Here is a 22,647-nt window from a genome sequence, read left to right as displayed (position 1 = left end):
TCTCCTGGTGGATCGGACGGTCGGGCCGTGACCGGCGGTCAGGCCGTTCCGGCGCCGTCGACCGGGATGACGGCCCCGCTGACGAACGCGGCCGCGTCGCCGGCGAGGAACGCCACCATCGCCGCGATGTCGGCGGGGCGGCCGATCCGGCCGAGGGGGCGGTCCGCCGCGTCGGCGTAGAACGCCTCCGCCGATTCGCCGAGCTGGCGGGCCTCCTCGGCGAGCATGCCGGTGTCGGTGTCGCCGGGGCACACGCAGTTGACCCGGATGTTCTGCGGCCCGTGGTCGATCGCCATGGCGCGGGTCATGTTCACCACGGCGCCCTTCGAAGCGCAGTAGGACACGGCCCGCGCGCCCCCTTGGATGCCCCAGCCCGAGCCGGTGTTGATGATACTGCCGCCCCCGGCGGCGGCCATCAACGGTATCGCCGCCCGGCTCATCAACATGATCGATTTGACGTTGACGGCCATCACCAGGTCCCAGTCGTCCTCGCCGATCTCCAGGACGGTGGAGCGGCGGATGATTCCGGCGTTGTTGAAAAGGACGTCCACCCCGCCGAAGGCGTCCCGCGCGGCGGCGACGATCCGCGCGCAGTCGGCCGCGGAGGAGACGTCCCCGCGCACGAAGGCGGCCCGGCCGCCCGCGGCCTCGATCGCCTTCGCGGCCTCCGCGCCCGCCTCGTCGACGTCGGCCAGGACGACCGCGGCGCCGAGCCCCGCCATCATCTCGGCGGCGGCCCGCCCGATGCCGCCCGCGGCCCCGGTGACCACGGCGGTCTTGCCTTCGAGTGAGTTCACGTTCGGTCTCCCTTTCATCGGACGGGGTACATGGCGAACCGGCGGTGCCCGGTCAGCACGGGCAGGTGGCCGCGCAGGGAGGCGTCGAGGTCCTCGTCGCCGGTGTCGACCAGCAGCGGACGGCCGCCGAGCGAGGCGAGCTTGGCCTCGGTCGCCGCCGCGGCGAGCCGGTCGCGGCCGGCGGCGCGCAGCACGGCGGGGGAGATCTGCTGGTTGCCCCTGCCGAACAGGAAACCCTGCCCGCCGATCGGAGTCACGGCTATCCACGCGGGCGTCGCGCCCGCCAGCGCCTCCAGTTCGGCGGCGGCGACGTCCGCCGCGACGACCGTCCCGTCGCCCGCCAGCACGTTGACGCCCATGAGGGGGACGTCGGCGCCGAGGGCGGCCGCGACGGCGCGCATCGTCGTGCCGGGCCCGAGCACCAGCAGGCCGGACGGCCCGGCGCGCTCCGCGAGCCCGGCGGCGATGCCCGCGACCGACGACGGATCCGCGACCGTGCCGCCCACCTTCCGCTGCTGCACGCGCACCGGGATGTCGGGCACCCGCACGTGGCCGTACAGGCGGGCGGAGACGCGGCCGTCCCGGACGGCGTCCTCGTCCAGGTCCATCACCTCGGCGTCCCGGATCCGCACGCCGCCGGCGGCCATCAGGGCGGCCGCCTCCCCGGCGGCGCGGGGCGTGGCCCCGAACACCGCCGAGTGCATCTTCACGCCGGTGGGCACGCCGAGCACGGGGACCGAGGCCCCGACCGCGTCCAGCACGTCGCGGGCCGTCCCGTCGCCGCCGGCGAACAGCAGCAGGTCGACGTGCGGCGCGAGCGCGGCCGCGGCGCGCACGGTGTCGGCCGCCGTGGTGGGCTCGCCGGGCCGGTACCGGACGTCGGGGACCAGCCCGGCGCGCAGGACGGCGCCCTCGCCCATGGACCCGCCCGCGGTCGGCACCGCGAACGGGGCGCCGAGCCGGGAGCGCAGCTCCGCCAGCGCGGCCGCGGCGCGCTCCGGCGCGCGCGGCGTCGCGCCGAGCGCCCGCGCCTTCTCCTGGACGCCGGCGCCGTCGCTGCCCTTGAGCCCGACCCGGCCGCCGAGCCCGGCGACGGGGTTCACCACCAGCCCGATCCTCATCGCGGCCTCATTCCCCGAGGATCTTCCGGCGGTACGCGCGCCAGGTGACCGCCCAGGTGGCCGGGTCGTCCAGGACGTCCTGGCGGGCGCGGTGCACGGTGGAGCGGTGCGGCGCGGTCCGGACGGTCTCGGGGTCCTCGTAGGCCTCGCGGGCGACCTCGGCGAGGATGGCGGCGTACTCGTCCAGCTCGGCCCGGGAGTAGGACTCGGTCGGCTCCAGCGTCATCGGCTCGGGGACGATGTAGGGGTGGTGGCTCGTCCAGTAGTGGGTGCCGAAGTCGGCCGCGCGGATGCCGATGTCCTCGCTGTGCACGCCGGTCTCCTCGGCGAGCCGCTCCCAGCTGTAGCGGACCTGCTCGACCCGGGGGCGTCCCGGCGCGTACGGCACCGACGCCCCGCGGATCTGGAGCACCTTCGCCATCAGGTAGTTGTTGTTGAGGACGGCCACCTCCGCGGCCTCGCGCAGCCCCGCGCCGCCCAGTGACATGATCCAGGCGTAGGCGCGCACCAGGTTGGGCACGACGCCGTAGAACGGCCGGATCTTCCCGATCGACTCGGGCCGGTCGTCGTCCAGGCGGTAGCGGGTGCCGTCGAACTCGACGGTCGGCGTCGGCAGGTAGGGGGCGAGCTCCGCGGTCACGCCGCAGGCGCCCGCGGCGGGCCCGCCGCAGGCGTGCGGCGTGGAGAACGTCTTGTGCAGGTTGAAGTGGCACAGGTCGAACCCGGTGTCGCGGGCGCGGGTGATGCCGAGGATGCCGTTGGCGTTGGCCTGGTCGTAGGCGCACAGCCCGCCGGCCTCGTGCACGATCCGGACGAACTCCTCGATCCGCGGGTTGAACAGCCCGGTGTCCTCGGGGTTGGTGATGAGCAGGGCCGCGGTGCGGGGGCCGACGGCCTGCTTGAGCGCCTCGATGTCGGGGTAGCCGTCGGCGTCGGGGTACAGGGTGATGACCTTGAACCCGGCCGTCTTCGCGCACGCCGCGTTGGACGGGTGCGAGAAGATCGTCGTGATGACCTCGTCGCGGGTCTCGGCCTCCCCGCGCGCCGCGAAGTAGGCGCGGATCATCGCGACGTTGGTGTAGATCGCGGCGGAGCCGGCGCCCGGTTGGAGGGTGAACCGGTCCATGCCGGAGACCTCCCGCAGCAGCCCCTCCAGCCGGTACATGATCTCCAGGACGCCCTGCACCGTCCGCTCGTCCTGCAGCGGGTGCAGCCCGGCCACCTTCGGGTCGCGGACGAACCGGTCGTTGACCTTGGGGCTGTACTTCATGGTGCAGGTGCCCTGGCCCACGTCGACGTTGAAGTCGGCGCCGAGGTTCTCCTGGGACAGCCGCAGGTAGTGCCGCAGCACCTGCGGCTGCGACAGCTCCGGCAGCGCGGGCGGCGCGGTGCGGCGCAGCCCGTCCGGGAGGACGACGTCCGCGGGCGCCTCCGGGAGCGGGGGCAGCACGCCGCGTTCGCCGGGGGAGCCCAGCTCGAACAGCAGCGGCTCGTCCCACCGGGCCTGGTGGAACCGGCGCAGCGGGGGCTTCGGGCCGATCTTCGCGTCGGCGGGGGAGAGGGGGGAGGGGGTCGGGCCCGTCTTCACTTGGCGATCTCCTGGAGGGTCTCGGCCAGCCGGTCGATGTCGTCCTTGGTGTGGATCTCGGTGACGCAGTACAGGGCGTCGGTCCCGGACAGGACCTTGCCGCCGAAGATCCCGTGCTCCAGCAGCGCCTCGCCGATCTCGGCGGCGGTCCGCGAGCCGGTGAAGCGGAGCGTGAAGTCGGCGAAGTGGGGGGCGTCCGCGTAGGGGGTCTCCACGCCGGGCACCTCGGCCAGCCGGTCCAGCGCGTACCGGGTGTTCGCCAGGATCGTCTCGGCGACCTCGCGCATGCCCTGCGGCCCCATCAGCGCCAGGTAGACCCCGGCGGCGATGCCGTTCAGCGCGGCGGCCGTGCCCACCCACTCCTTTCCCTCCTCGCGGAGGGCGAAGGAGGTGCGCTCGTAGGCGACGTCGCCGAAACCGTACTCGCCCTCGACGCTGGTGGGCGCGAGGCCGAACAGACGGGAGGGGAACTCGCCCACGTAGAGTTCCTCGTCCCGCGTCGCGACGAAGCCCCCGTTCATCCCGCCGTAGCTCATGGGCAGCCCGAGAGGCTGGATGTCGCCGCAGACGATGTCGGCGCCGTAGGCCGCGGGCGGGGTCACCGCTCCCAGCGAGATCGGGTTGCAGCCCACGACGTACTGGGCCCCGGCCTCGTGCGCGATCTCGGCCAGCGACGGGAGGGCGGGGTCGAGGATCCCGGACGCCGAGGGCGCCTCGGCGAACACCGCCGCGACGTCCCCCGCCGCCAGCTCCGCCCGCACCGCGGCCGGGTCGGCCAGCCCGGTGGCGGGGTCCACCGGCACGAGGACCACGTCGTGATCGGGACGGACGTAGTCCTCGATCTTGGACAGCTTGTCGGGGGCGACGGCCGTCACCAGCAGCAGCCTCCGGTGGCCGGTGATCCGTCCCGCCATGCGCAGCGCGGTGCCCGCGGCCTGGAAGCCGTCGTACACCGGCACGCTCACGACGTCCATCTCCAGCAGCTCGCCCATCAGCGACTGGTACTCCCAGAGCGCCTGGAAGCGGCCGTGGTCCTCGTACGGCTCGCCCGCGTAGGCGGTGAGGAACTCGCTCCGGTTGACCACCTCGTCGACGACCGCGGGCACGTGGTGGTGGTAGCAGCCGGCGCCGAGGAAGCTGAGCGCCTCCTGGGCGCTGGTGTTGCGCGCCAGCAGCCCGCCGACGTGCCGGACCAGCTCGGCCTCGGAGCGCATCGGCGGGGGCAGGTCCAGCGGGCGGTCCAGCCGGATGCGGCCGGGCACGTCCGCGTAGAAGTCCTCGACGCTCCGCGCGCCGATCGCCGCCAGCATCTCCCGCTTCACCTCGGGCACCGAGTTCGGGATGTAGGGGTGCGCGTTCATCTCGCTCTCCTTCACATTCCTTGCCTCACCCTCTTGACGAGAACACAGGATGCAGTGTGCTGTATACAGCATTATCCCGAATCCCTTGGGGAGGCAAGATGGCGACCAACCCCGGACGGGCGGCCATCGGACGCCGGACCGTCCTGACCGCCGGAGTCGCCGGAGCCGTCTCGGCGCTGCTCGGAACGAGCGCGTGCGCCACCGGAGGCGGCGCCCGGAAGGCGGGGCCGGCGCTCAGCGCGGGCGCCCAGGCCAAGATCGAAGGAAGGATCGCCGTCTGGTCGTGGGACGTCGCGGCCAAGGCGCTCAAGCGGCTCGCCCCGGCCTTCGAGCAGCGCCATCCCGGGACGAGCGTCGACGTCGTCGACATCGGCTACGACAACGCCTACGACAAGATCACCGTGGGGATGAAGGCGGGGAAGGGCCTGCCCGACGTCCTCACCATCGAGGGCACCCGGCTCCCCGGCTACATCGGCGCCTTCCCCGGCGGGCTGTACGACCTGACCCCGCTCGCCGGCGCGCACCGGGCCGAGTTCGCCCGCGCGGCCTGGAAGGACGTCACCGACGAGCGCGGCAAGGTCTTCGCCCTGCCCTGGGACGGCGGGCCCTGCGCCCTCTACTACCGCGCCGACATGTTCGAGGAGGCCGGCGTCGACCCGGCGAGCATCGCGACGTGGGACGACTACGTCCGCGCCGGCGAGCGGATCAAGGCGGCGACCGGCAAGAAGCTCCTCGTCATGGACCCGCAGGAGGACAGCATGTTCCCGATGCTGCTCCAGCAGCAGGGCCAGGGCTACGTGCGCGGCGGGAGGATCGCCGTGTCGGACCCGCGGGCCGTCCGCGCCGCGACGCTGCTCAAGACGCTCGCCGACAAGGACCTCGTCGCCTTCGAGAAGGGCTGGGACGGCCTCGTCTCGGCGACCAAGGCGGGCAAGGTCGCCACCACCCCGTACGCGGTGTGGTGGTCGGGCACCCTCACCGACGAGATGCCCGAACTCAAGGGGAAGTTCGGCGTCGTGCCCCTCCCGGCGTTCGACCAGGGCGGGGTGCGGACGTCCAACGACGGAGGGTCGACCCTCGCCGTCAGCGGCCACAGCGCGAACGCGCGGGCGGCGTGGGCGTTCATCGAGTTCGCCCTCGCGGACACCGCCAACCAGGTGTCCATGCTGAAGAACGAGGGCCTGTTCCCCGCCTACCTGCCCGCGCTGAAGGACCCGTTCGTCACCGCGCCGCAGCCCTACTACGGCGGCCGGCCCGTCTTCGCGACGTTCGCCGACCTCGCGGACAAGGTGCCCCCGATCGAGGTCTCCAAGGACGGCCCGAAGGCGAGGGACGTCGTCAACCGCACCGTCTCCGGCATCGTGCTGCACGGCGACGACCCGGCGAAGGCCCTGGACTCGGCGGCCAAGCAGATCGCCGCCGCGACCGGCCGGTCGATCGCCGAGTGACGCCGTGGTCGTCGACGTGACGAAACGGAAGCCCGCGCGGGGCGGCCCCGCCCGCGCGGTCCGGGACGCGCCGCCCCGGTGGCGGGAGCGCTGGCGCCGCCGGACCACGCCGTGGACGTTCGCGGGCCCGGCGGCGGCGCTGCTGGCGCTCTTCTTCGCCTATCCGCTCCTGGCCGGCCTCTACCAGAGCTTCACCGCCGACCGCGACGGCGTGACGACCTGGGTCGGGCTGGCCCAGTACCGCCGTATGGCGGCGGACCCCGTCTTCTGGGCCGCGCTGCGCAACACCGGGCTGATCCTCGTCGTCCAGGTCCCGGTCATGATCGGGCTGGCGCTGCTGCTGGCGTTCGGGCTGAACCAGTCCTGGCTGCGGCTGCGCGCGGGCTTCCGCATCGCCTACTTCCTGCCCGCCGTCACGATGCTGGTCGCCTACTCGGTGGTGTTCCGCGTCCTGCTCAAGACCGACGGCGGCCTGGTCAACCAGATGCTCGGCGCGGTGGGCCTGCCCGACGTCGACTGGCTGAACGGGCCCGGCTGGGCGCGGCTGGCGCTGATCGGCTCGATCACCTGGCGGTGGACGGGCTACAACGCGGTCATCCTGCTGGCCGGGCTCCAGTCGATCGCCCGGGAGCAGTACGAGGCGGCGGCCATCGACGGCGCCGGGCCCCTCACCACGTTCGTCCGGGTGGTCATGCCGCAGCTGCGTCCCGTCATCCTGTTCTGCTCGGTGACCTCGACGATCGGAACGCTCCAGCTCTTCGACGAGAACTACGTCCTGACCGGCGGCGGACCGGGCAACGCCACGACCACGCCCGTCCTCTACCTCTACAAGGTGGGCTTCGAGCAGCTCGACTTCGGCTACGCGGCCGCCATCTCCTGGGTCGTCGTCGCGATCATCGGGCTGATCTCCTACGCCCAGTTCCGCTTCTTCGGGAAGGAGAGGTCGCGGTGAGCCAGGCCGCCGAAGGAAGGGGCCGCTTCCGCGCGGGCCGCGCGCTCGCCCTGCTGCTGCTCCTGGCGGGCGCGCTGATCAGCGCGGCGCCGTTCTACTGGATGGTGGTCGCCTCCACCCGCGACGACTCCGAGCTGTTCGCGTCCCCGCCGCCGTTCCTCCCGGGCGGGCGGTTCCTGCACAACCTGGTGGAACTGGAGCACACGATCGGCTTCAGCCGCGTCATGCTCAACAGCGCGGGCGTCGCCGTCGTCTACACGGTGCTCAGCTCGCTGATCTCCGCCATGTGCGGGTACGCGCTGGCCAAGTACCGGTTCCGGGGACGCCGGCTGCTGCTCGGCGCCGTCCTGGCGACCATGATGATCCCGTTCCAGGTGCTGCTCGTCCCGCTGTTCCAGATGATGGCGAGCCTCGGGTGGGTCGACACCTACCAGGCGGTCATCCTGCCGTTCCTGGCCAACTCGTTCGGCATCTTCCTCATGCGCCAGGCGTTCCTCGCCTTCCCGGACGAGCTGATCGAGTCGGCCCGCATGGACGGCGCGGGCGACCTGCGCATCTTCTACCAGGTCGTCCTCCCGGTGGTCCGGCCCCAGTTCGGCGCACTGGTCATCTTCACCTTCATGACGCAGTGGAACGCCTTCCTGTGGCCGCTGCTGATGCTGAACACCGAGGACAAGTACACCGCGCCGGTCGCGCTGTACACGCTCATCGGGCAGAGCCGCGTCGACTACTCCGGGCTGATCCTCGGCTCCTTCCTGGCGACCCTCCCCCTGATGTTGATCTTCTTCCTGTTCCAGAAGCAGTTCGTGTCCGGGCTCTTGGGAGGGGCGGTCAAGGGATGAAAGCGGCTATTCGGGTGCCGGGGCTGCTCTACGGCGGGGACTACAACCCCGAGCAGTGGCCCGAGGAGGTCTGGGCGGAGGACGTCCGGCTGATGAACGAGGCCGGGGTCAACCTGGTGACGGTCGGCGTGTTCTCGTGGGCGCGGCTGCAACCGGGCCCGGACGCCTGGGACTTCGGGTGGCTCGACCGGCTGCTCGACCTGCTCGCCGAGCACGGGATCGCCGCCGATCTAGCCACGGCCACCGCGTCGCCGCCCGCCTGGCTGGTGCGCCGCCACCCGGAGATCCTGCCCGTCACGGCGGACGGCGTCCGGCTGGAGTTCGGTTCCCGCCAGCACTACTGCCCGTCCTCCCCGGTCTACCGGGAATCGGCGACGCGGCTGGCCCGGATGATCGCCCGGCGCTACCGCGCCCATCCGGCGGTCGTGCTGTGGCACGTCCACAACGAGTACGGCGATCACGTGACCGAGTGCTTCTGCGCCGCGTCGGCGGCGGACTTCCGGTCCTGGCTGCGGGAGAGGTACGGCGATGTCGCGGAGCTGAACCGCGCCTGGGCGACCGACTTCTGGTCGCAGCGCTACGGCCGGTGGGAGGAGATCGAGCCGCCGCGCACCGCGCCCGGACCGGTGAACCCGACCCAGATGCTCGACTGGCGCCGGTTCTGCTCGGACGCCCTGCTCGGCTGCTACCTGGCGGAGAAGGCCGTCCTGGACGAGGACGGCGGGGGCCTCCCGGTGACGACGAACTTCATGTCGATGTTCAAGCCGCTGGACTACTGGAAGTGGGCGGCGCACGAGGACGTCGTGTCCGACGACGCCTACCCCGACCCGGCCGACCCGGCGGCGCACGTGAACGCCGCGATGAACTTCGACCTGATGCGCTCGCTGAAGGGCGGCCGGCCGTGGCTGCTCATGGAGCAGGCGCCGTCGGCGGTGAGCTGGCGTCCGGTCAACGTGCCGAAGCCGCCCGCGTTGGGACGGCTGTGGTCCTTCCAGGCGGTGGCGCGCGGAGCGGACGGCGTGCTGCACTTCCAGTGGCGGGCGTCGCGCGCCGGGGCGGAGAAGTTCCACAGCGCGCTCCTCCCGCATCGCGGCACCGGCTCCCCGCAGTGGGACCGGACGGTGCGCATCGGGCGCGAGCTCGCCCGGCTCGCCGAGGTCGCCGGCACACGCACCACGGCGGACGTCGCGATCGTCCTGGACTGGGACTCCTGGTGGGCGCTGGAACTCGACGACCACCCCTCGTCCCGGCTCCGGCTCCAGGACCTCGTGCTGTCCTGGTACGGCGCGGCGCACGCCCGCAACGCGGCCGTCGACTTCGTCCCCCGCGGCGCGGACCTGGCGCCGTACCGGCTCGTGCTGCTGCCCAACCTCTACATGGCGAGCGACGAGACGGCCGCCTGGCTCGGCTCGTACGTCGCGGACGGCGGCCGGCTCGTCTGCGGCTTCTTCAGCGGCATCGTCGACGAGCACGACCATGTGCATCTCGGCGGCTATCCGGCGCCGCTCCGGGACGTGCTCGGAGTCGTCGTCGACGAGTTCTGGCCCGTCCCGGACGACGCGTCCGTCGAGGTGGCGTTCGGCGACCGCACGGTCCCGGCGACGCTGTGGAGCGAATGGCTGGAGACCGCCGGGGCCGAGACCGCGGCCGCGTACGGATCCGGGGCGCTCGCCGGCCGCCCGGCGGTCACCCGCAACGCGCACGGCGCCGGGCGGGCCTGGTACGTGAGCTGCCACCTGGGCGACGGCATCGGGCTCGTGCTGGACGAGGCGTTCGCCGACGCGGGCGTCCGCCCGGTGCACGCCGTCCCGGACGGTGTCGAGGCCACCCGCCGCGACGGGCCCGCCGCGTCCTACCTCTTCCTGCTCAACCACCGCGACGCCGAGACGGACGTGCCCGTCCCGGACGGCGTCGACCTCCTGTCCGGCGCCGCTGTGCGGGACACGCTGCGGCTGCCCCCGCTCGGGGCGGCGGTGCTCAGGACGACCCACCCCCACCCCGAAAGGTGATCATGCGACGACCGCTCCACGCCCTGGCCGGGCTGACGCTCGGCTCCGCCCTCCTCGTCACCGCCGTGCCGGCGTCCTCCGCCGCCGAGCGGAAGGCGGGGCCGGAGGGCTACGCCGACGTGCTCGACCTGCACGGCGTCCCGACCAACGCGCTGCCCGCGGAGGTCAACGAGGTCAACGTCTTCAGCGACCGCGGCGCGTGGCACGCCTACGCCCTGCCGCGGCCGGGGGACAAGGACGCGTACGGCGGGTTCTCCGGGCCGCTCTACATCGCCCAGGAGTACCCGTGGTGGCTGAGCAAGGCGTTCAGCCGGATCCGGCTGCGCGCTGACGGCCGGGACCTCGACCTCGCCGCCGCCGGCGCGCCCCGGCTCACCGCCCTCCCCGGAATGCTGCGCCAGGTCTACGACCTGCCGGGACTCCGGCTCACCCTCGAACTGCGCTTCGCCTCCGGGCACAGCGCGCTCGTCCGCGCCTCCATCGCCAACACCGGCAGCCGCCCGAGGACGGTGGAGGTCGGCTGGAGCGGTTCGCTCCTGCGCCCGGACGACGAGCCGATGAGGAGCGCGCCGTCCCTGCACGCCACGGCGCGCGGCGTCGCGGTCGGCTTCGCCCGCGTCCGCGAGCAGTGGGACTACCTCACCGACGGCACCGAACGGTTCGAGGTGACCCACGCCGACCCCGTCCGCACCACCGTCGCCGGCGACTCCTACCGGACCGACCTGGCGCGCCCGCTCACCCTCGCGCCGCGCGGCTCGTCCGCGCTGACCTGGACCGAGACCTACACCTTCACCGCGGCCGAACGCGAGCGGGAGGCCGCGGCCGTGCGCGACCTGCTGCGCCGCCCCGGCAGGGCGATCGGCGACACCGACGCCCGCTGGCGCCGGTACGTCGCCGCCGTCACCGCCGACGTGCCCGCGGGACGGCGGCGGCTCGCGGTCAAGGCGCTCGAAACCCTCGTCACCAACTGGCGCGGCCCGGCCGGGAGGCTCGACCACGGCGGCATCACGCCGTCCATCTCCTACAAGTGGTTCACCGGCGGCTTCTGGGCCTGGGACACCTGGAAGCAGGCGGTCGGCGTGGCCGGCTTCGACCCGGCGCTCGCCCAGTCGCAGATCAGGTCGATGTTCGACCACCAGATCACCGCGGACTCGCGTGACCGGCCGCAGGACGCCGGCATGATCCCCGACTGCCTCTTCTACAACGACCCCGCCCGCGGCGGCGGCAACTGGAACGAGCGCAACACCAAGCCGCCGCTGGCCGCCTGGGCGGTCTGGGAGACCTACAAGCGCAGCGGCGACGTCCGGTTCCTGCGCGAGATGTACCCGAAGCTGGTCGCCTACCACGACTGGTGGTACCGCACCCGGGACCACGACCACGACGGCCTCGCCGAGTACGGCGCGACCGTCGACCCGGCCAACGACACCCCGGAGGCCCGCCGGCAGGCCGCCGCCTGGGAGAGCGGCATGGACAACGCCCCGCGCTTCGACGCCGCGCTCGGCACCACCGCCGTCGAGAACCGGGACGCCGCCGGACGGGTCGTGGGCTACTCGCTGAACCAGGAGTCCGTCGACCTCAACTCCTACCTCGCCGCCGAGAAGGGCCACCTCGCGGCGATCGCGGAGCGCCTCGGCGACCGGGCGGCGTCCCGCCGCCTGACCGCCCAGGCGCGGACGCTCACCGCCGCGATCCGCACGGCGATGTACGACCCGGCGACCGGCTACTTCTACGACACCGACCTCGCGACGGGCCGGCGCCTCACCGACCGGGGCCGCGGCATCGAGGGAGCAATCCCGCTGTGGGCGGGCGTGGCGACCGGACCCCAGGCGGCCGCCGTCCGCGGCCGGCTGACCGACCCGGAGGAGTTCGCCACCCCGATGCCGTTCGCGACGGTGGCGAAGAGCTCGCCGTACTTCGCCCCGGAGAAGTACTGGCGCGGCCCCGTCTGGCTCGACCAGGCGTACTTCTCCCTGGAGGGCCTGCGGAGGTACGGCTACCGCGCCGACGCGTCCGCCCTCGCCGACCGCCTGCGCGGCTCGGCGTCCGGCCTGCTCGGAGACGCACCGATCATGGAGAACTACAACCCCCTGACGGGAGCCCCGCTGAACTCGACCAACTTCAGCTGGTCCGCCGCGTTGCTGCTGGCCCTGGACTGACGCCGAGCCGCTCCGCCGTGACCGGGACCGCCCTATCGGGCCGTCCCGGTCACGAGGGGCCGGGGAACTGGCGCATTCCGGCCTGGGCCGCCGAGCGCATCGCCCGGTACAGGAAGAGGAACGCCGGGCGACAGGGCCCTTGCCATTCGGCTGGATAAAGACACTGCGTTCTGCGGACATACTGCTTGGTGACGGTTTCCTGCCGACCGCGCCTTTCGGCTCGTCGGTCTCGGCGTTTCCGATTGGGCGGTCGGAAAGGCCGAGCACGCCCGGCCGCGCCCCCGGTCCGCCGGAACCGCCGCCGGGCGCCCCGCGGCGGCGCGCCCTTCAGCGATCCCTCCGTGATCCCGCGCGACGAGCCGTGCCCGGACGGGCGGCACCAGGCCGCCGCCGGCCGCGGAAGCCGGACGAGCGCGCACGACCAGGAGGACAGCGTGGACCAGGAGATCGAGCACATGGACGAGGTGGACGCCCACCCCGACGTGCACGCCGCCACCGAGCCCGACGAGCAGGAGGTCCTCGAACGGCTCTACGGCCCGCCCGACCGCGACGGGATCTTCCGCGGTCCGCCGGCCCACGAGGAGGGCGGGCGGTGACCGCGGCGAAGATGGTCGCCGAGGCCCGCAGGACGCTCGGAATGTCCGGGCGTCCGAACGCCATCACCCGGGAGAACGCGTCCAGGCACGGCGACGCATACCTTCGTGCGTCCTGGTGCGACATGGCCATCACCTACTGGGTGCGGCACAGCGGGAACGCGAAGGCCGTCCTGCCGGGCAGGGACTAGAGCCGGCGCGCTGTGATGATCCACGCGCGCGAATCGAACCGGACACCGTCGTCGTCGAGGTGAGCTGAGAGCGTTTCGCGCAGGCGGGCGACCGCACGCGCCGAGGCGGCCGGGTCCAGCCGTTGAAGCGCCTCGCGCGTGGAGGCGAAACCGCGGATCCAGTCGAGGGCGGCGTCCACGTCCGGCCCGTAGTAGACGGGCTCGTGGACGTCGGTGAAGGCGATGTCGGCGAAGCCCGCGGCGCCGAGGATCCGCTCGACGGTCTCCGGGTCGCCGAGAGAGAACGCGTCCGGTCCGGAGGGAGCGGCGGCCTCCGCGTGCCCGGCCCCGGCGAGGGCCGGGCGGATGGCGACCTCCCATTCGTTGCGTTCGGCGGGCTGCCACACCATCGTCACCAGGCGTCCGGCCGGGCGCAGCCCCCGCCCGATGTTGGCGAACGCCGCGACCGGGTCGTCGAAGAACATCGTGCCGAACCTGCTGATCGCCACGTCGAAGCGCTCGGGCGGGAAGCGGTGGACCTGCGCGTCGGCGTGCTCGAAGGCGACGTTGCCGACGCCCTCGGCCCGCGCCAGCTCGCGGGCGCGCTCGATGGCGGGCGCGGAGACGTCGACCCCGAACGCGCTGCCCGCCTGGGCCGTGCGCGCGGCCTGCCTGGTCGTGTGCCCGGAACCGCATCCGATGTCGAGGACGTGGTCGTGGCGCCGGACGGCGGCCGCCCGGCGCAGGACCCGGTCGTGCAGCCGCAGTTCGGCGTCGTAGTCGGTGGGGCCCGTCCCGTGGTCTTTCGCGGAGTCTCGCACGGCAGTCTCCCTACCACGGCCGGGCCGGCGGCGGTCAGCCCTTGTGGGGGATCTGCTGCACGGTCCCTCCGTCGATGACGAACTCCGATCCGGTGGCGAAGGACGACTCGTCGCTGGCGAGGAAGACGACGAAGGAGGCGACGTCCTCCGGCAGGCCGGGGCGTCCGAGGGGGATCGGGACCATGTCGTCCGGGATGCCTTCGGTGAGCGGCGTCCGGATCAGGCCGGGATGCAGCGAGTTGACCCGGACGCCGTGCGGGGCGAGCTCCACGGCGACCGACTTGGTCAGGCCCCGCAGCCCCCACTTCGAGGCCACGTAGCCGTGCGCCCAGGAGGTGCCGCGCAGGCCCTCGATGGAGGAGTTGTTGATGATCGAACCGCCTCCGGCGGCGATCAGCGCGTCGGTGGCCGCGCGGATGCCGAGGAACGGACCGGTGAGGTTGACGTCGATGATCTGCCGCCACTTCTCCGGCCTGAACCGGTTGACGGCCGCGCCGTTGGCGATCCCCGCGTTGTTGAACAGCACGTTCAGCGCGCCGAACTCGGCGACGGTGGTCTCGACGGCGGCCGCCCAGTCGTCCTCGCTGGTCACGTCGAGGTGCACGTAGCGTCCCGCGTCGCCCAGCTCGTCCGCGACCGCCCTGCCCTCGTCGTCGAGGATGTCGCCGATGACGACCCTGGCGCCCTCGGCGGCCAGGGCCCGGGCGCTCGCCGCGCCGATGCCGCGGGCCCCGCCGCTGATCAGAGCGGTCTTCCCGTCCACACGTCCCATGGTCGCCGTCCCTATCTGCCGGTGCCCCGGTCGGTCAGCGCCGCGGCGAAGACGCCGCGGGCGGTGGTGAAAGGCAGGTCGAGCGGCGTCCGCAGCCCCGGCGGCGCCGCGACGACGTCGGGGATCGCGTTGACGATCCGCCCGGCGCCCGCGGCGATCGCGGCGTAGTTGTGGTCCCCCTTGGCGCTGGTCGGGCAGACGTCGACGCGGTAGGAGGGCTCCCCGACGATCTCGACCCGGTAGGAGCCGCCGTCCTGCGCCGGCTGCGGCCAGTCCGGCCGCAGGTCGCCGCGCAGCCGGGTCGTGTGGTCGATGACGAGGACCTCCCTGCCGCCGGCGACGCCGCTGATCCGGAACCGGACGGCCGCCATCCCGCCGGCGGGGATGTGCCCGGCGGCCACGTCGAACGCCTCCGGCGCCGGCTCCTGCTCGAACCACTCGGTGATCTCGTCGAGCTCGAAACCGAACCCCCGGGCCAGCATCCGGAGGCTGACGCCCCACGACGCGGCCAGCATCCCCGGGCGCAGGATCTTCGGCAGGTCCCCCACGGGGCGTCCGAAGCCCATGAAGTCGAACATGACCGGGCCGCCGTCGTAGGTCGCGTAGTCGGCGATCTCCGAGCAGCGCACCTGCTCCACCCGCTGGCAGGTGCTCGCGATCGCGAAGGGCAGCAGGTCGTTCACCCAGCCGGGGTCCACTCCGGTGGTGAAGAGGCTCGTCCCGCCCGCCCGGCAGGCGTCCTCGACGGGACGGATCATGCGGTCCGGCAGCAGCCCCCAGGGGTAGATCAGCGGCACCGGAGAGGAGGCGACCACGTTGCTGCCCGCGGCGAGGATCGTCCCGATGTCGGCGAGGGCGCCGGGCAGCCTGGTCTCGCCGATCGCGCAGTAGACGGTGCAGTCGGGCCGCGCGGCGAGCGCCGCCTCCAGGTCCGCGGTGGCCGCGACCCCGGTGACCGCGTCGAGCCCGGCGAGCTCGCCGGCGTCGCGCCCGACCTTCGCGGGGTTCGAGACGACCAGTCCGGCCAGCTCGAAGCGCGGGTCCTCGATCAGCTGCCCCAGGGCGATGCGGCCGACGTTGCCGGTGGCCACGTGCAGGACGCGGATGGCCATGGTGCTCCTCGACGGGAGGGGACGGTCATGAGAACGCGTTACCGGGCGCCGTGGTGACGGACGCTTCCGGCCGTTCGCCGCGCCGCGCCGGTCAGCTGACTGGACACATGTCCAGCATAGGTCGAGCCTCGATCCCGTCGCAATGCCCGGCGCTGTCGGCGGATAGTCGGACAGGTGTCCGGACAGGCTTCCAGTTTGGTTGGAACACGTTCTACTATGACGCCATGCGCTACGGAGCCGTGCCCGGCCTGGGGCCGCGGCGCCGACACCTCCCCGCCGCCCCGGTCGCAGGTGGGCGGGACCGCCGAGGCAAGGAGATCCGCAGATGGCCAACCCGCCGGCGACGCCCCCGGGCCGGTACGCGGGCCTGACCCGCGGAGAACTCGCGGTCGTCGTGCCCGAGCTGCTCCTGATCGGGCAGCTCATCGACCGCTCCGGGATGGCGTGGTGCATCTCCGCGTTCGGCAGGGAGGAGATGGCGCGGATCGCGATCGAGGAGTGGGCGGCATCGAGCCCGATCTACACCAGGCGGATGCAGCGAGCCCTGGGCTACGCCCCCGAGGTGCTGGGCGAAGGCGACGTCCCGACCATCTTCAAGGGCCTCCAGCTCGACATCGGCGCCCCGCCGCAGTTCATGGACTTCCGCTACACCGTCCACGACCGGTGGCACGGCGAGTTCCACCTCGACCACTGCGGCGCTCTGATGGACGTGGAGCCGATGGGCGACGACTACGTCCGCTCCATGTGCCACGACATCGAGGACCCCACCTTCGACGCCACCGCGGTCGCGACCAACCCGAAGGCCCAGGTGCGGCCGATCCACCGGCCGCCGCGCCGCCCCGCCGACCGTCACCCCCACTGCGCGTGGACGGTGGTCATCGACGAGTCCCACCCCGACGCCGAGGGCATCCCCCTGCTCGCCGACAACGAGCGCTCCCGCGCCGCGACCCTCGAACTCGCGCCGATCGACCCGTCCGACGACGGGCTCGCCGACTACTCCGGGCCATTGCTCTCCGACCTCGACTTCGCCGCCTTCTCCCGCTCCGCGCTGTCACGGATCGCCGACGAGGTCTGCCTCCAGATGCACCTGCTCAACCGGGCCTTCACGCTCTCCGTGGCCCAGCGGGCCGCCGACGCCGGCGAACTGCTCCGCATCCGCCGCAAGCAGCTCGTCGGCATCGCCGGCGTCGCCGCCGAGCGGCTCGCCCGCGCCCTGGACCCGCCGCGCGACGCGGAGGGAGCGGCCCGCCTTCTCGCGGTGCACCCCCTGCTCAACCCTTCGGCCTACGTCGACGCCGACATCGAGGGCGCGAACGTCGTCGTCCGTCCGTCCCCGGCGCATGAGGACGGCGCCTGGATCTCCCTCTGCGGACCCGAGTGGACGACCGCACTCCAGGCCGTCGTCCGCGCCGTGGACGCCCACCTCGACGTCGAGGCGGACGGTTCCGGCGACGAGGAATGGCGACTGACCGTCGTCCGCCGCGACGACCCGGCCCCGGAGCCCGGCGAGGTGGCCGTCGTCCGCTTCAGCACCGGCGCCGCCTTCGCCTTCCGGCCGCGGCGCTCCCTGCCGATCACCCCTGTCTGACGGCGCCGGCGCTCAGGGCGGGGGCCAGCCAGCGGTGCAGGACGGCGCGGATCTGCGCCTCGTCCCTCGGCGGCTCGCTCGGGTGCTGCAGCAGCGAGGTCAGCAGGCGCATGACGATCTCGGCGAGGCCGTCGAGCTCGTCCTCGCCGACACCGGCGGCCGCCCAGTCGACGGGGAAGCGCTGCAGCATCTCGGCGCCGTAGGCGATGGCGTCCGCGGTGGTGGCCCCGCGGCCGAAGGCGGCGGAGTCGTCGAGCTGGAGCAGCAGGCTCAGCCGCGGCTCGTTCGGGATGGTCCGCACACAGAAGATCATGCCTTCGACCACGGCCTCGGCCGGGTCGCCGATGCCCTGGAGGTGGGCGATCAGCCGGTCGACGAACGACTCGGCGCCCTGGGCCGCGACCTCGCCGATGATGTCGCTGATGCGGCCGAAGTGGCGGTAGACGGTCTGGCGGGTCACCCCGAGCTCGTTCGCGACGTCGGACAGCGTCGTCTTCGCGACGCCGTGCCTGTCGATGCAGCGGACGGTCGCGTCGACGATGCGCTGCCGGGCCTCGGCCTCCGACGCGGGTGGCCGGCCTCCCCAGCCGTGGTGCCCCATGGGCCTTAGGATCGCACAGGCTCCGCCGTCCCCCGTGACACGCTCGCGCGGAGCGCGGCCGCGATGAATCCGGTGGCGGCGACCGAGCACAGCGCGGCGTACCACAGGCTTCCGATCGGCGTGCCCTGCTCGGTGAAGCCGCCGGACGAGGCGAGGTACGCGGGCAGCGCGATGAGCCAGAAGGCGACGTGGACGCCGAGGTACAGCGCCGGATAGGTCCGCGCGAACAGCGGCGACACCACCGGGACGGCCGTGCCGGCCGCCCTGCCGGCGCGCCCCGCGCGCCAGGCGTCGGCGAGCAGGAGGAGGCCGGCGATCCAGACCGCGGCGAGCTCGGCGCCGAGGATCGCCCGCTGGACCCCGAGGCGGCCCTCGAAGGCGCCGCTGGGGGCGCTCACGACGATCATCGCCAGGGGCGTCACGGCGCCCGCGACCAGGGCGCGCCAGCCGATCCGCGCTCCGGTGAGGGCGCCGCGGCCGTCCCGTCCACCGGCCAGGCGGACGACGAGGTAGGTCATCGCGCCGAAGGAGACCGAGGCGAACAGCAGCATGCTGTTCATCGGCACCGAGGCGAGCGCCGGCTGGTTGATCTTCTCGTTCGCCTCGTTCCACGCCCACCACCTCAGCTGGGGGCCGAGCTGGTCGAAGACCTCGTAGAAGACCTGGCAGGCGAACGCGACCGCCACCGAGCCGGCCAGCGGCCCGCGCCGCGCGAAGACGCCGAGCACCCGGACGAGCTCGTAGGCGAGCTGCGAGATCGCGGGGTAGAAGGCCACGATGTACAGCGGCAGCCGGTCGTACATGAACTGCACGGTGAACACGTTGTGGGAGAAGATGAACCCGACGTGGTCCTGCAGACCGAACCAGCCGGGGAAGTACAGCGGCGGTTCGATCACCGCCAGGTAGACGACCGAGGCGAACCACAGCGAGATGTTGACCGGGTCGCCGTCGCGCCGCCACCGCCGCCACGCGTGCACCAGGGCGAACACCGCGCCGCCGACGATGAGCAGTTCGAGCACGGCCATGGTGCCGTCGGCCAGGTCGAACGGGTTCCGGAAGCTCACCACGGGATCGGCGCCGTGGCAGGAGAAACCGAGTTTCCCGGCGACGCGCTCGGCCGCCGGATCGCAGGTGTGACCCATGAGCCGCCTCCCGGCGTCAGGTGCCGACAAGGTCGTCGCCGCGGGCCGGGGAGGCGCCGCGGGGGCCGGTGTAACCGGTGAAGTCGATGCCGGGCGGATCCCTCCGGACGTCGAACCCGTGGGGCACGACGGTGCGGCCGAGCCGTTTCCGCAGCTTGTAGCGCGCGACGCCGAACCAGAACCGCGGATCGGCGGCCATCTGCCGGAGCGACCTGTCGAGGTTGAACACCTGGGCGAACGTCCGCTCGACGTAGGCGTCCTCGCGGCTCGCGGCGGTGATGGCGTTGAAGACCGGCCAGCTCAGGCGCGCGGTGAGCCTGCGGCGCCAGGCGGCGGCGACTTCGGTCCCTGTCGCGAAGTCGTAGGCCTGGTCACGGGCCATCGCCAGCATCCAGGGCACCTGGAGCGACTTCCGCTGCCCGCGCAGGAACTCGCGCATGAACGCGAGGTCGACGGTGTCGCGCCCGCGCAGCACTTCGTCGAGGATGAGGGCGGAACGGGCGGCGGAGCTCATCCCCTGGGCGTAGAAGGGGTTGAAGGCGCAGATCGAGTCACCGACGCACACCAGCCCGACCGGGGGCGTCCTGAGCAGGTCGTACCGGCGCCACTTGTTACCGGTCGAGCGGGTCAGGTGCACCCCGGAGGTCGGAGTGCAGGCACGGGCCGCCTGGGCGAACACCGGTGTCCGCACACGGTCCAGCGCGTCCTCGAACGCCTCCGCCTTGCGCGGCATCTCGATGCCCCACGACCCCATGCACACGATGGCGCGCTCACCCTCGATGGGGAAGAAGTTGCTGAGGAACTCGTGCTCGGCAGGGTGGTCGCCGCCGTCCTGGGTCGGAGTGATGACCAGGTGCTTCCACCACCACGTCTCCGGCCGCCGCCTCGCCGGGGGCAGGTCGTACCAGCGCGAGGTGTAGGTGACCTTGGCGTCGAGCGTCTTCTCCGGCGGCGCGGGCCACCCGGCCGCGCCGAGCCAGTCCACGACCGAAGAGCCGCGACCGAGCGCGTCGACGACCAGGTCAGCGGCCAGACAGCCTTCGCCGTCGTACTCGACCCCCTCGACGCGACCGCCTGTGGAGCGGAGCCCGGTGACGGTCACGCCCTCGCGGATCTCGATGACGGGCAGCTCGCGGACCTTGTCGCGCAGGACCCGCTCGATCAGCACGCGGGAGCTGTACACCATCGTCATCGAGCCGGATTTGCGCGGCGCCCAGCCGTCGTTCTCGCAGTAGGCCGCGTCCATCGACGGCATCAGGTGCATCCCGCCCGCCGCGATGAGCGCCTCCTCGAACCCGGGGAAGATCTCTCCGATCGCCCGCCGGCCGGAGTTGAGGAGGAAGTGCGGATGCTTGCTCTGCGGGACGCCCCGCCGGTGCTCGGCCTCCGGCGGCAGCCGGTCCCGCTCCAGCACGACCACCTTCTCGAAGTGACGGGCGAGCACTCCCGCGGCGCACAGCCCCGCCACACTCCCGCCGAGCACCACAGCCGTCCCGCGCGGCATCCCGCCACCACCCATCCATTCATACACACAACGAGTGAATGTATGATCAGCCCAACCGTGGGCGCCGCGCAAGGGTGCGGCCCTGACGAACCGGCCCGCTCCGGCCGGTGCCGCCCTCCCGGCGCCGAGGTGCTCCGCGGCGTGCGGGTAGCCATAAACGGTGAAATTTGCAGCACAAGACTGCTAAGAGACTCATTTGGTCGCCGATAGATAATCTACTGGTTCGTAATGCTCGGCCTAATGAAATGATCTCCTCTGGCGGGTGAAACTGGTGCTCGCGACAGAAGGAGGAGCGTATGCGAAAAACCGCTTTTCTCGTCACGGCGGCCGTTGCGGCAGGAGTGCTGACGGCGGCCCCGTCTGCCGAGGCCGCCCGCCGCGAGAACATCACCAAGACCTTCGACGTCACCTTCGCGAAGCAGTGGGACTCCAAGAGGTTCTCCCAGAACGCGGGCACTGACATCTTCAAGTGGCAGTGCCTCGGCGTCCCCGGCGAGCCCTACTACTTCGAGATCTACAAATACGACACCATCGTCAGCCCGCCGAGAAGGGTCCTCGACAAGGACTACAAGTGCAAGATAAAGGATGACGACGGGAAACCGCTCATCATCACCGAGAACGTGCAACTCGAATACGGTGTCTACACGCTCCGGTTCAGTAAGCCGCCGGGCCCGGACGGCATCCACGTCAAAGGCACGGGCACGTACCCGAAGCAGACCGATTGATCGCCGCGTCCCGGCGTACCACCGGGACGCGGCGCCGTGTTCTCAGGCCGGCGCGTCGGCGCTGAAGGGCGGCTCGGGAGGGTCGGAGTTCTCGCCGCCGCCCGCGACCCTCACCTGCCAGCGGGGCTCCGCCGCATCGTCGAGGTGGAGCCACACGTAGACGGCGGGGAAGGGCTTGCCGACAGGATCGAGGGGCGGGTCGGTCGCGGCGGAGGCGAGGCGCTGGGCCAGAATTCCGGCGTGTTTCGCGGCGAACTGCGGACGGAGGCCGACCTGCACCACCGTCGTAGCCCGGTCGCCCTGCCAGACGGTGAGCTGGTCGCCGGTCACCCCGATGCTGGTGATGGTGTCCGAACGGATGAGGTGGATGTCTTCGGTCACCAGCCAGACCACTGGAGAACTCGTGAACGCGTCAGGCTCCATAGGAGCGGAGCCTAGAGGCGCTCGACGCATCCGAAAAGGTGTGCGGCGGTCCGAAACGCGTGTGGACACGTGGCGCCCGGCCCTGTGACGAGCGGTGCAGCCGTTTACCCGCGCAGGACTAGCGCGGATGTCCCCAGCCACCGGTATCGTGTGCGGGCTCGTGAACCGACCTGGGGGCCGGATGGGAACGTCAGTGAAGCCGGAGGCGGACTCGGGGATGCGGCGATGGCTGCTCCAGGGGCTGCACCCCCCGGGGCACAAGCCAGGGCCGCACAAGAAGCAGCCGCACCACGAGGACGCGCCGCACAAGCAGCACGCCTGGTGGCAGGTCATGTGCCTGACCGGCGTCGACTACTTCTCCACGCTGGGCTACCAGCCGGGCATCGCCGCCCTGGCGGCCGGGGCGCTGAGCCCGATCGCCACCCTGCTGCTGGTGGCGCTGACCCTGTTCGGGGCGCTGCCGGTCTACCGGTCGGTGGCGGGGCAGAGCCCGCACGGGCTGGGGTCGCTGTCGATGCTGGAGCGGCTGCTCCCCGGCTGGCGCGGCAAGCTCCTGGTGCTGTTCCTGCTCGGCTTCGTCGCCACCGCGTTCATCGTGACGATCACACTGTCGGCCGCCGACGCCACCGCCCACCTGCTGCACAACCCGTTCGCCCCGGACGCGGTCGCTGGCTGGCAGATCCCGGTCACGCTGGCGCTGATCGCGGCGCTGGGCGCGGTCTTCATGGTGGGGTTCAGCGAGGCGATCTCGATCGCGGTCGTCCTGGTCGCGGTGTACCTGGTGCTGAACGTCGTGGTGGTGGGGACGGCCCTGGTCGAGGTGGCGTCCGACCCGGGACTGGTCACCGACTGGAGGCACGCGCTGACCGCCGACCACTCCAACCCGCTGGTGATGGTCGCCGTCTCGCTGTTCGTGATGCCC

20 protein-coding genes and 1 pseudogene are annotated in these 22,647 nt (G+C 72.4%); 10 read left to right on the top strand and 11 right to left on the bottom strand.

The genetic code is table 11. The features are described from left to right. Positions 1–38 precede the first annotated feature (38 nt). Genes AB0K37_RS21625 through gcvPA form a run of 4 tightly spaced genes read right to left on the bottom strand, consistent with a single transcriptional unit; the run spans position 39 to position 4,867 of the window. Positions 39–797 (bottom strand): glucose 1-dehydrogenase, encoded by a 759-nt coding sequence (locus AB0K37_RS21625; RefSeq protein WP_363983789.1) that lies wholly within the window; start codon positions 795–797, stop codon positions 39–41. A 14-nt stretch (positions 798–811) separates the two neighbouring features. After that, positions 812–1,918 (bottom strand): NAD(+)/NADH kinase, encoded by a 1,107-nt coding sequence (locus AB0K37_RS21620; protein WP_363983787.1) that lies wholly within the window; start codon positions 1,916–1,918, stop codon positions 812–814. Positions 1,919–1,925: 7 nt separating this feature from the next. Then, a complete protein-coding gene (gene gcvPB, locus AB0K37_RS21615; RefSeq protein ID WP_363983785.1) occupies positions 1,926–3,506 on the bottom strand; it encodes an aminomethyl-transferring glycine dehydrogenase subunit GcvPB in 1,581 nt (526 codons plus the stop codon). Further along, a complete protein-coding gene (gcvPA, locus tag AB0K37_RS21610) occupies positions 3,503–4,867 on the bottom strand; it encodes an aminomethyl-transferring glycine dehydrogenase subunit GcvPA (RefSeq protein ID WP_363983783.1) in 1,365 nt (454 codons plus the stop codon). The genes gcvPB and gcvPA overlap by 4 nt, the downstream gene beginning before the upstream one ends. 98 nt (positions 4,868–4,965) lie before the next feature. Between gcvPA and AB0K37_RS21605 the strand changes: the two genes are divergently transcribed. From AB0K37_RS21605 to AB0K37_RS21575, 7 genes are all read left to right on the top strand, one after another. Beyond that, positions 4,966–6,315 carry a sugar ABC transporter substrate-binding protein gene (locus AB0K37_RS21605; RefSeq protein ID WP_363983781.1) on the top strand — a complete coding sequence of 450 codons (1,350 nt, stop codon included), beginning with the start codon at positions 4,966–4,968 and terminating at the stop codon, positions 6,313–6,315. 16 nt (positions 6,316–6,331) lie between these two features. After that, positions 6,332–7,267 carry a sugar ABC transporter permease gene (locus AB0K37_RS21600; RefSeq protein WP_363983779.1) on the top strand — a complete coding sequence of 312 codons (936 nt, stop codon included), beginning with the start codon at positions 6,332–6,334 and terminating at the stop codon, positions 7,265–7,267. Continuing rightward, positions 7,264–8,109, top strand: coding sequence for a carbohydrate ABC transporter permease (locus AB0K37_RS21595; RefSeq protein ID WP_363983777.1), 846 nt, complete (start codon positions 7,264–7,266; stop codon positions 8,107–8,109). Before AB0K37_RS21600 ends, AB0K37_RS21595 begins: the two co-directional genes overlap by 4 nt. Beyond that, a complete protein-coding gene (locus tag AB0K37_RS21590; protein ID WP_363983775.1) occupies positions 8,106–10,118 on the top strand; it encodes a beta-galactosidase in 2,013 nt (670 codons plus the stop codon). The genes AB0K37_RS21595 and AB0K37_RS21590 overlap by 4 nt, the downstream gene beginning before the upstream one ends. A gap of 2 nt (positions 10,119–10,120) precedes the next feature. Next, positions 10,121–12,274: a trehalase family glycosidase gene (locus AB0K37_RS21585; protein WP_363983773.1), complete on the top strand. Its 2,154-nt coding sequence runs from the start codon at positions 10,121–10,123 to the stop codon at positions 12,272–12,274. 341 nt (positions 12,275–12,615) lie between these two features. Beyond that, positions 12,616–12,870, top strand: a complete 255-nt coding sequence (locus tag AB0K37_RS21580; protein ID WP_363983771.1) for a hypothetical protein — start codon at positions 12,616–12,618, stop codon at positions 12,868–12,870. Then, complete coding sequence (locus AB0K37_RS21575) at positions 12,867–13,058, top strand: hypothetical protein (protein ID WP_363983769.1); 192 nt, start codon at positions 12,867–12,869, stop codon at positions 13,056–13,058. Before AB0K37_RS21580 ends, AB0K37_RS21575 begins: the two co-directional genes overlap by 4 nt. Here AB0K37_RS21575 and AB0K37_RS21570 read toward each other — a convergent pair. From AB0K37_RS21570 to AB0K37_RS21560, 3 genes are read right to left on the bottom strand one after another with little or no spacing between them, the layout of a single operon-like run. Next, on the bottom strand, positions 13,055–13,858 hold the full coding sequence (locus AB0K37_RS21570; RefSeq protein WP_363983767.1) for a class I SAM-dependent methyltransferase: 804 nt from the start codon (positions 13,856–13,858) through the stop codon (positions 13,055–13,057). The two genes, AB0K37_RS21575 and AB0K37_RS21570, sit on opposite strands and share 4 nt — an antisense overlap. A 34-nt stretch (positions 13,859–13,892) precedes the next feature. Next, positions 13,893–14,630, bottom strand: a complete 738-nt coding sequence (locus AB0K37_RS21565) for a glucose 1-dehydrogenase (RefSeq protein WP_363983765.1) — start codon at positions 14,628–14,630, stop codon at positions 13,893–13,895. A gap of 11 nt (positions 14,631–14,641) precedes the next feature. Then, positions 14,642–15,742: a dihydrodipicolinate reductase gene (locus AB0K37_RS21560; RefSeq protein WP_363983763.1), complete on the bottom strand. Its 1,101-nt coding sequence runs from the start codon at positions 15,740–15,742 to the stop codon at positions 14,642–14,644. A 325-nt stretch (positions 15,743–16,067) separates the two neighbouring features. Between AB0K37_RS21560 and AB0K37_RS21555 the strand changes: the two genes are divergently transcribed. Further along, on the top strand, positions 16,068–17,330 hold the full coding sequence (locus tag AB0K37_RS21555; protein WP_363983761.1) for a hypothetical protein: 1,263 nt from the start codon (positions 16,068–16,070) through the stop codon (positions 17,328–17,330). Here AB0K37_RS21555 and AB0K37_RS21550 read toward each other — a convergent pair. The 3 genes from AB0K37_RS21550 to AB0K37_RS21540 are packed head-to-tail and all read right to left on the bottom strand — an operon-like array spanning position 17,317 to position 20,577. Next, a complete protein-coding gene (locus AB0K37_RS21550; RefSeq protein WP_363983759.1) occupies positions 17,317–17,931 on the bottom strand; it encodes a TetR/AcrR family transcriptional regulator in 615 nt (204 codons plus the stop codon). The genes AB0K37_RS21555 and AB0K37_RS21550 overlap by 14 nt on opposite strands. A 5-nt stretch (positions 17,932–17,936) precedes the next feature. Beyond that, positions 17,937–19,073 (bottom strand): hypothetical protein, encoded by a 1,137-nt coding sequence (locus AB0K37_RS21545; protein ID WP_363983757.1) that lies wholly within the window; start codon positions 19,071–19,073, stop codon positions 17,937–17,939. A 16-nt stretch (positions 19,074–19,089) separates the two neighbouring features. Then, the gene (locus AB0K37_RS21540) at positions 19,090–20,577 is read right to left on the bottom strand and encodes an FAD-dependent monooxygenase (RefSeq protein ID WP_363983755.1); all 1,488 of its coding nucleotides are present in this window, start codon (positions 20,575–20,577) and stop codon (positions 19,090–19,092) included. Between the two features lie 296 nt (positions 20,578–20,873). Between AB0K37_RS21540 and AB0K37_RS21535 the strand changes: the two genes are divergently transcribed. Next, positions 20,874–21,302, top strand: coding sequence for a hypothetical protein (locus tag AB0K37_RS21535; protein ID WP_363983753.1), 429 nt, complete (start codon positions 20,874–20,876; stop codon positions 21,300–21,302). Between the two features lie 42 nt (positions 21,303–21,344). On the opposite strand, the gene AB0K37_RS21530 is transcribed toward AB0K37_RS21535, so the two are convergent. After that, positions 21,345–21,725 (bottom strand): hypothetical protein, encoded by a 381-nt coding sequence (locus AB0K37_RS21530; RefSeq protein ID WP_363983751.1) that lies wholly within the window; start codon positions 21,723–21,725, stop codon positions 21,345–21,347. A gap of 181 nt (positions 21,726–21,906) precedes the next feature. On the opposite strand from AB0K37_RS21530, the pseudogene AB0K37_RS21525 reads away from it, so the two are divergent. Continuing rightward, positions 21,907–22,647 (top strand): annotated as a pseudogene (locus tag AB0K37_RS21525) (amino acid transporter); the annotation flags it as partial.

Source organism: Actinomadura sp. NPDC049753, from assembly GCF_040674655.1.
Lineage (GTDB): Bacteria > Actinomycetota > Actinomycetes > Streptosporangiales > Streptosporangiaceae > Spirillospora > Spirillospora verrucosospora.
This window is presented reverse-complemented; position numbering and strand designations above follow the sequence as displayed.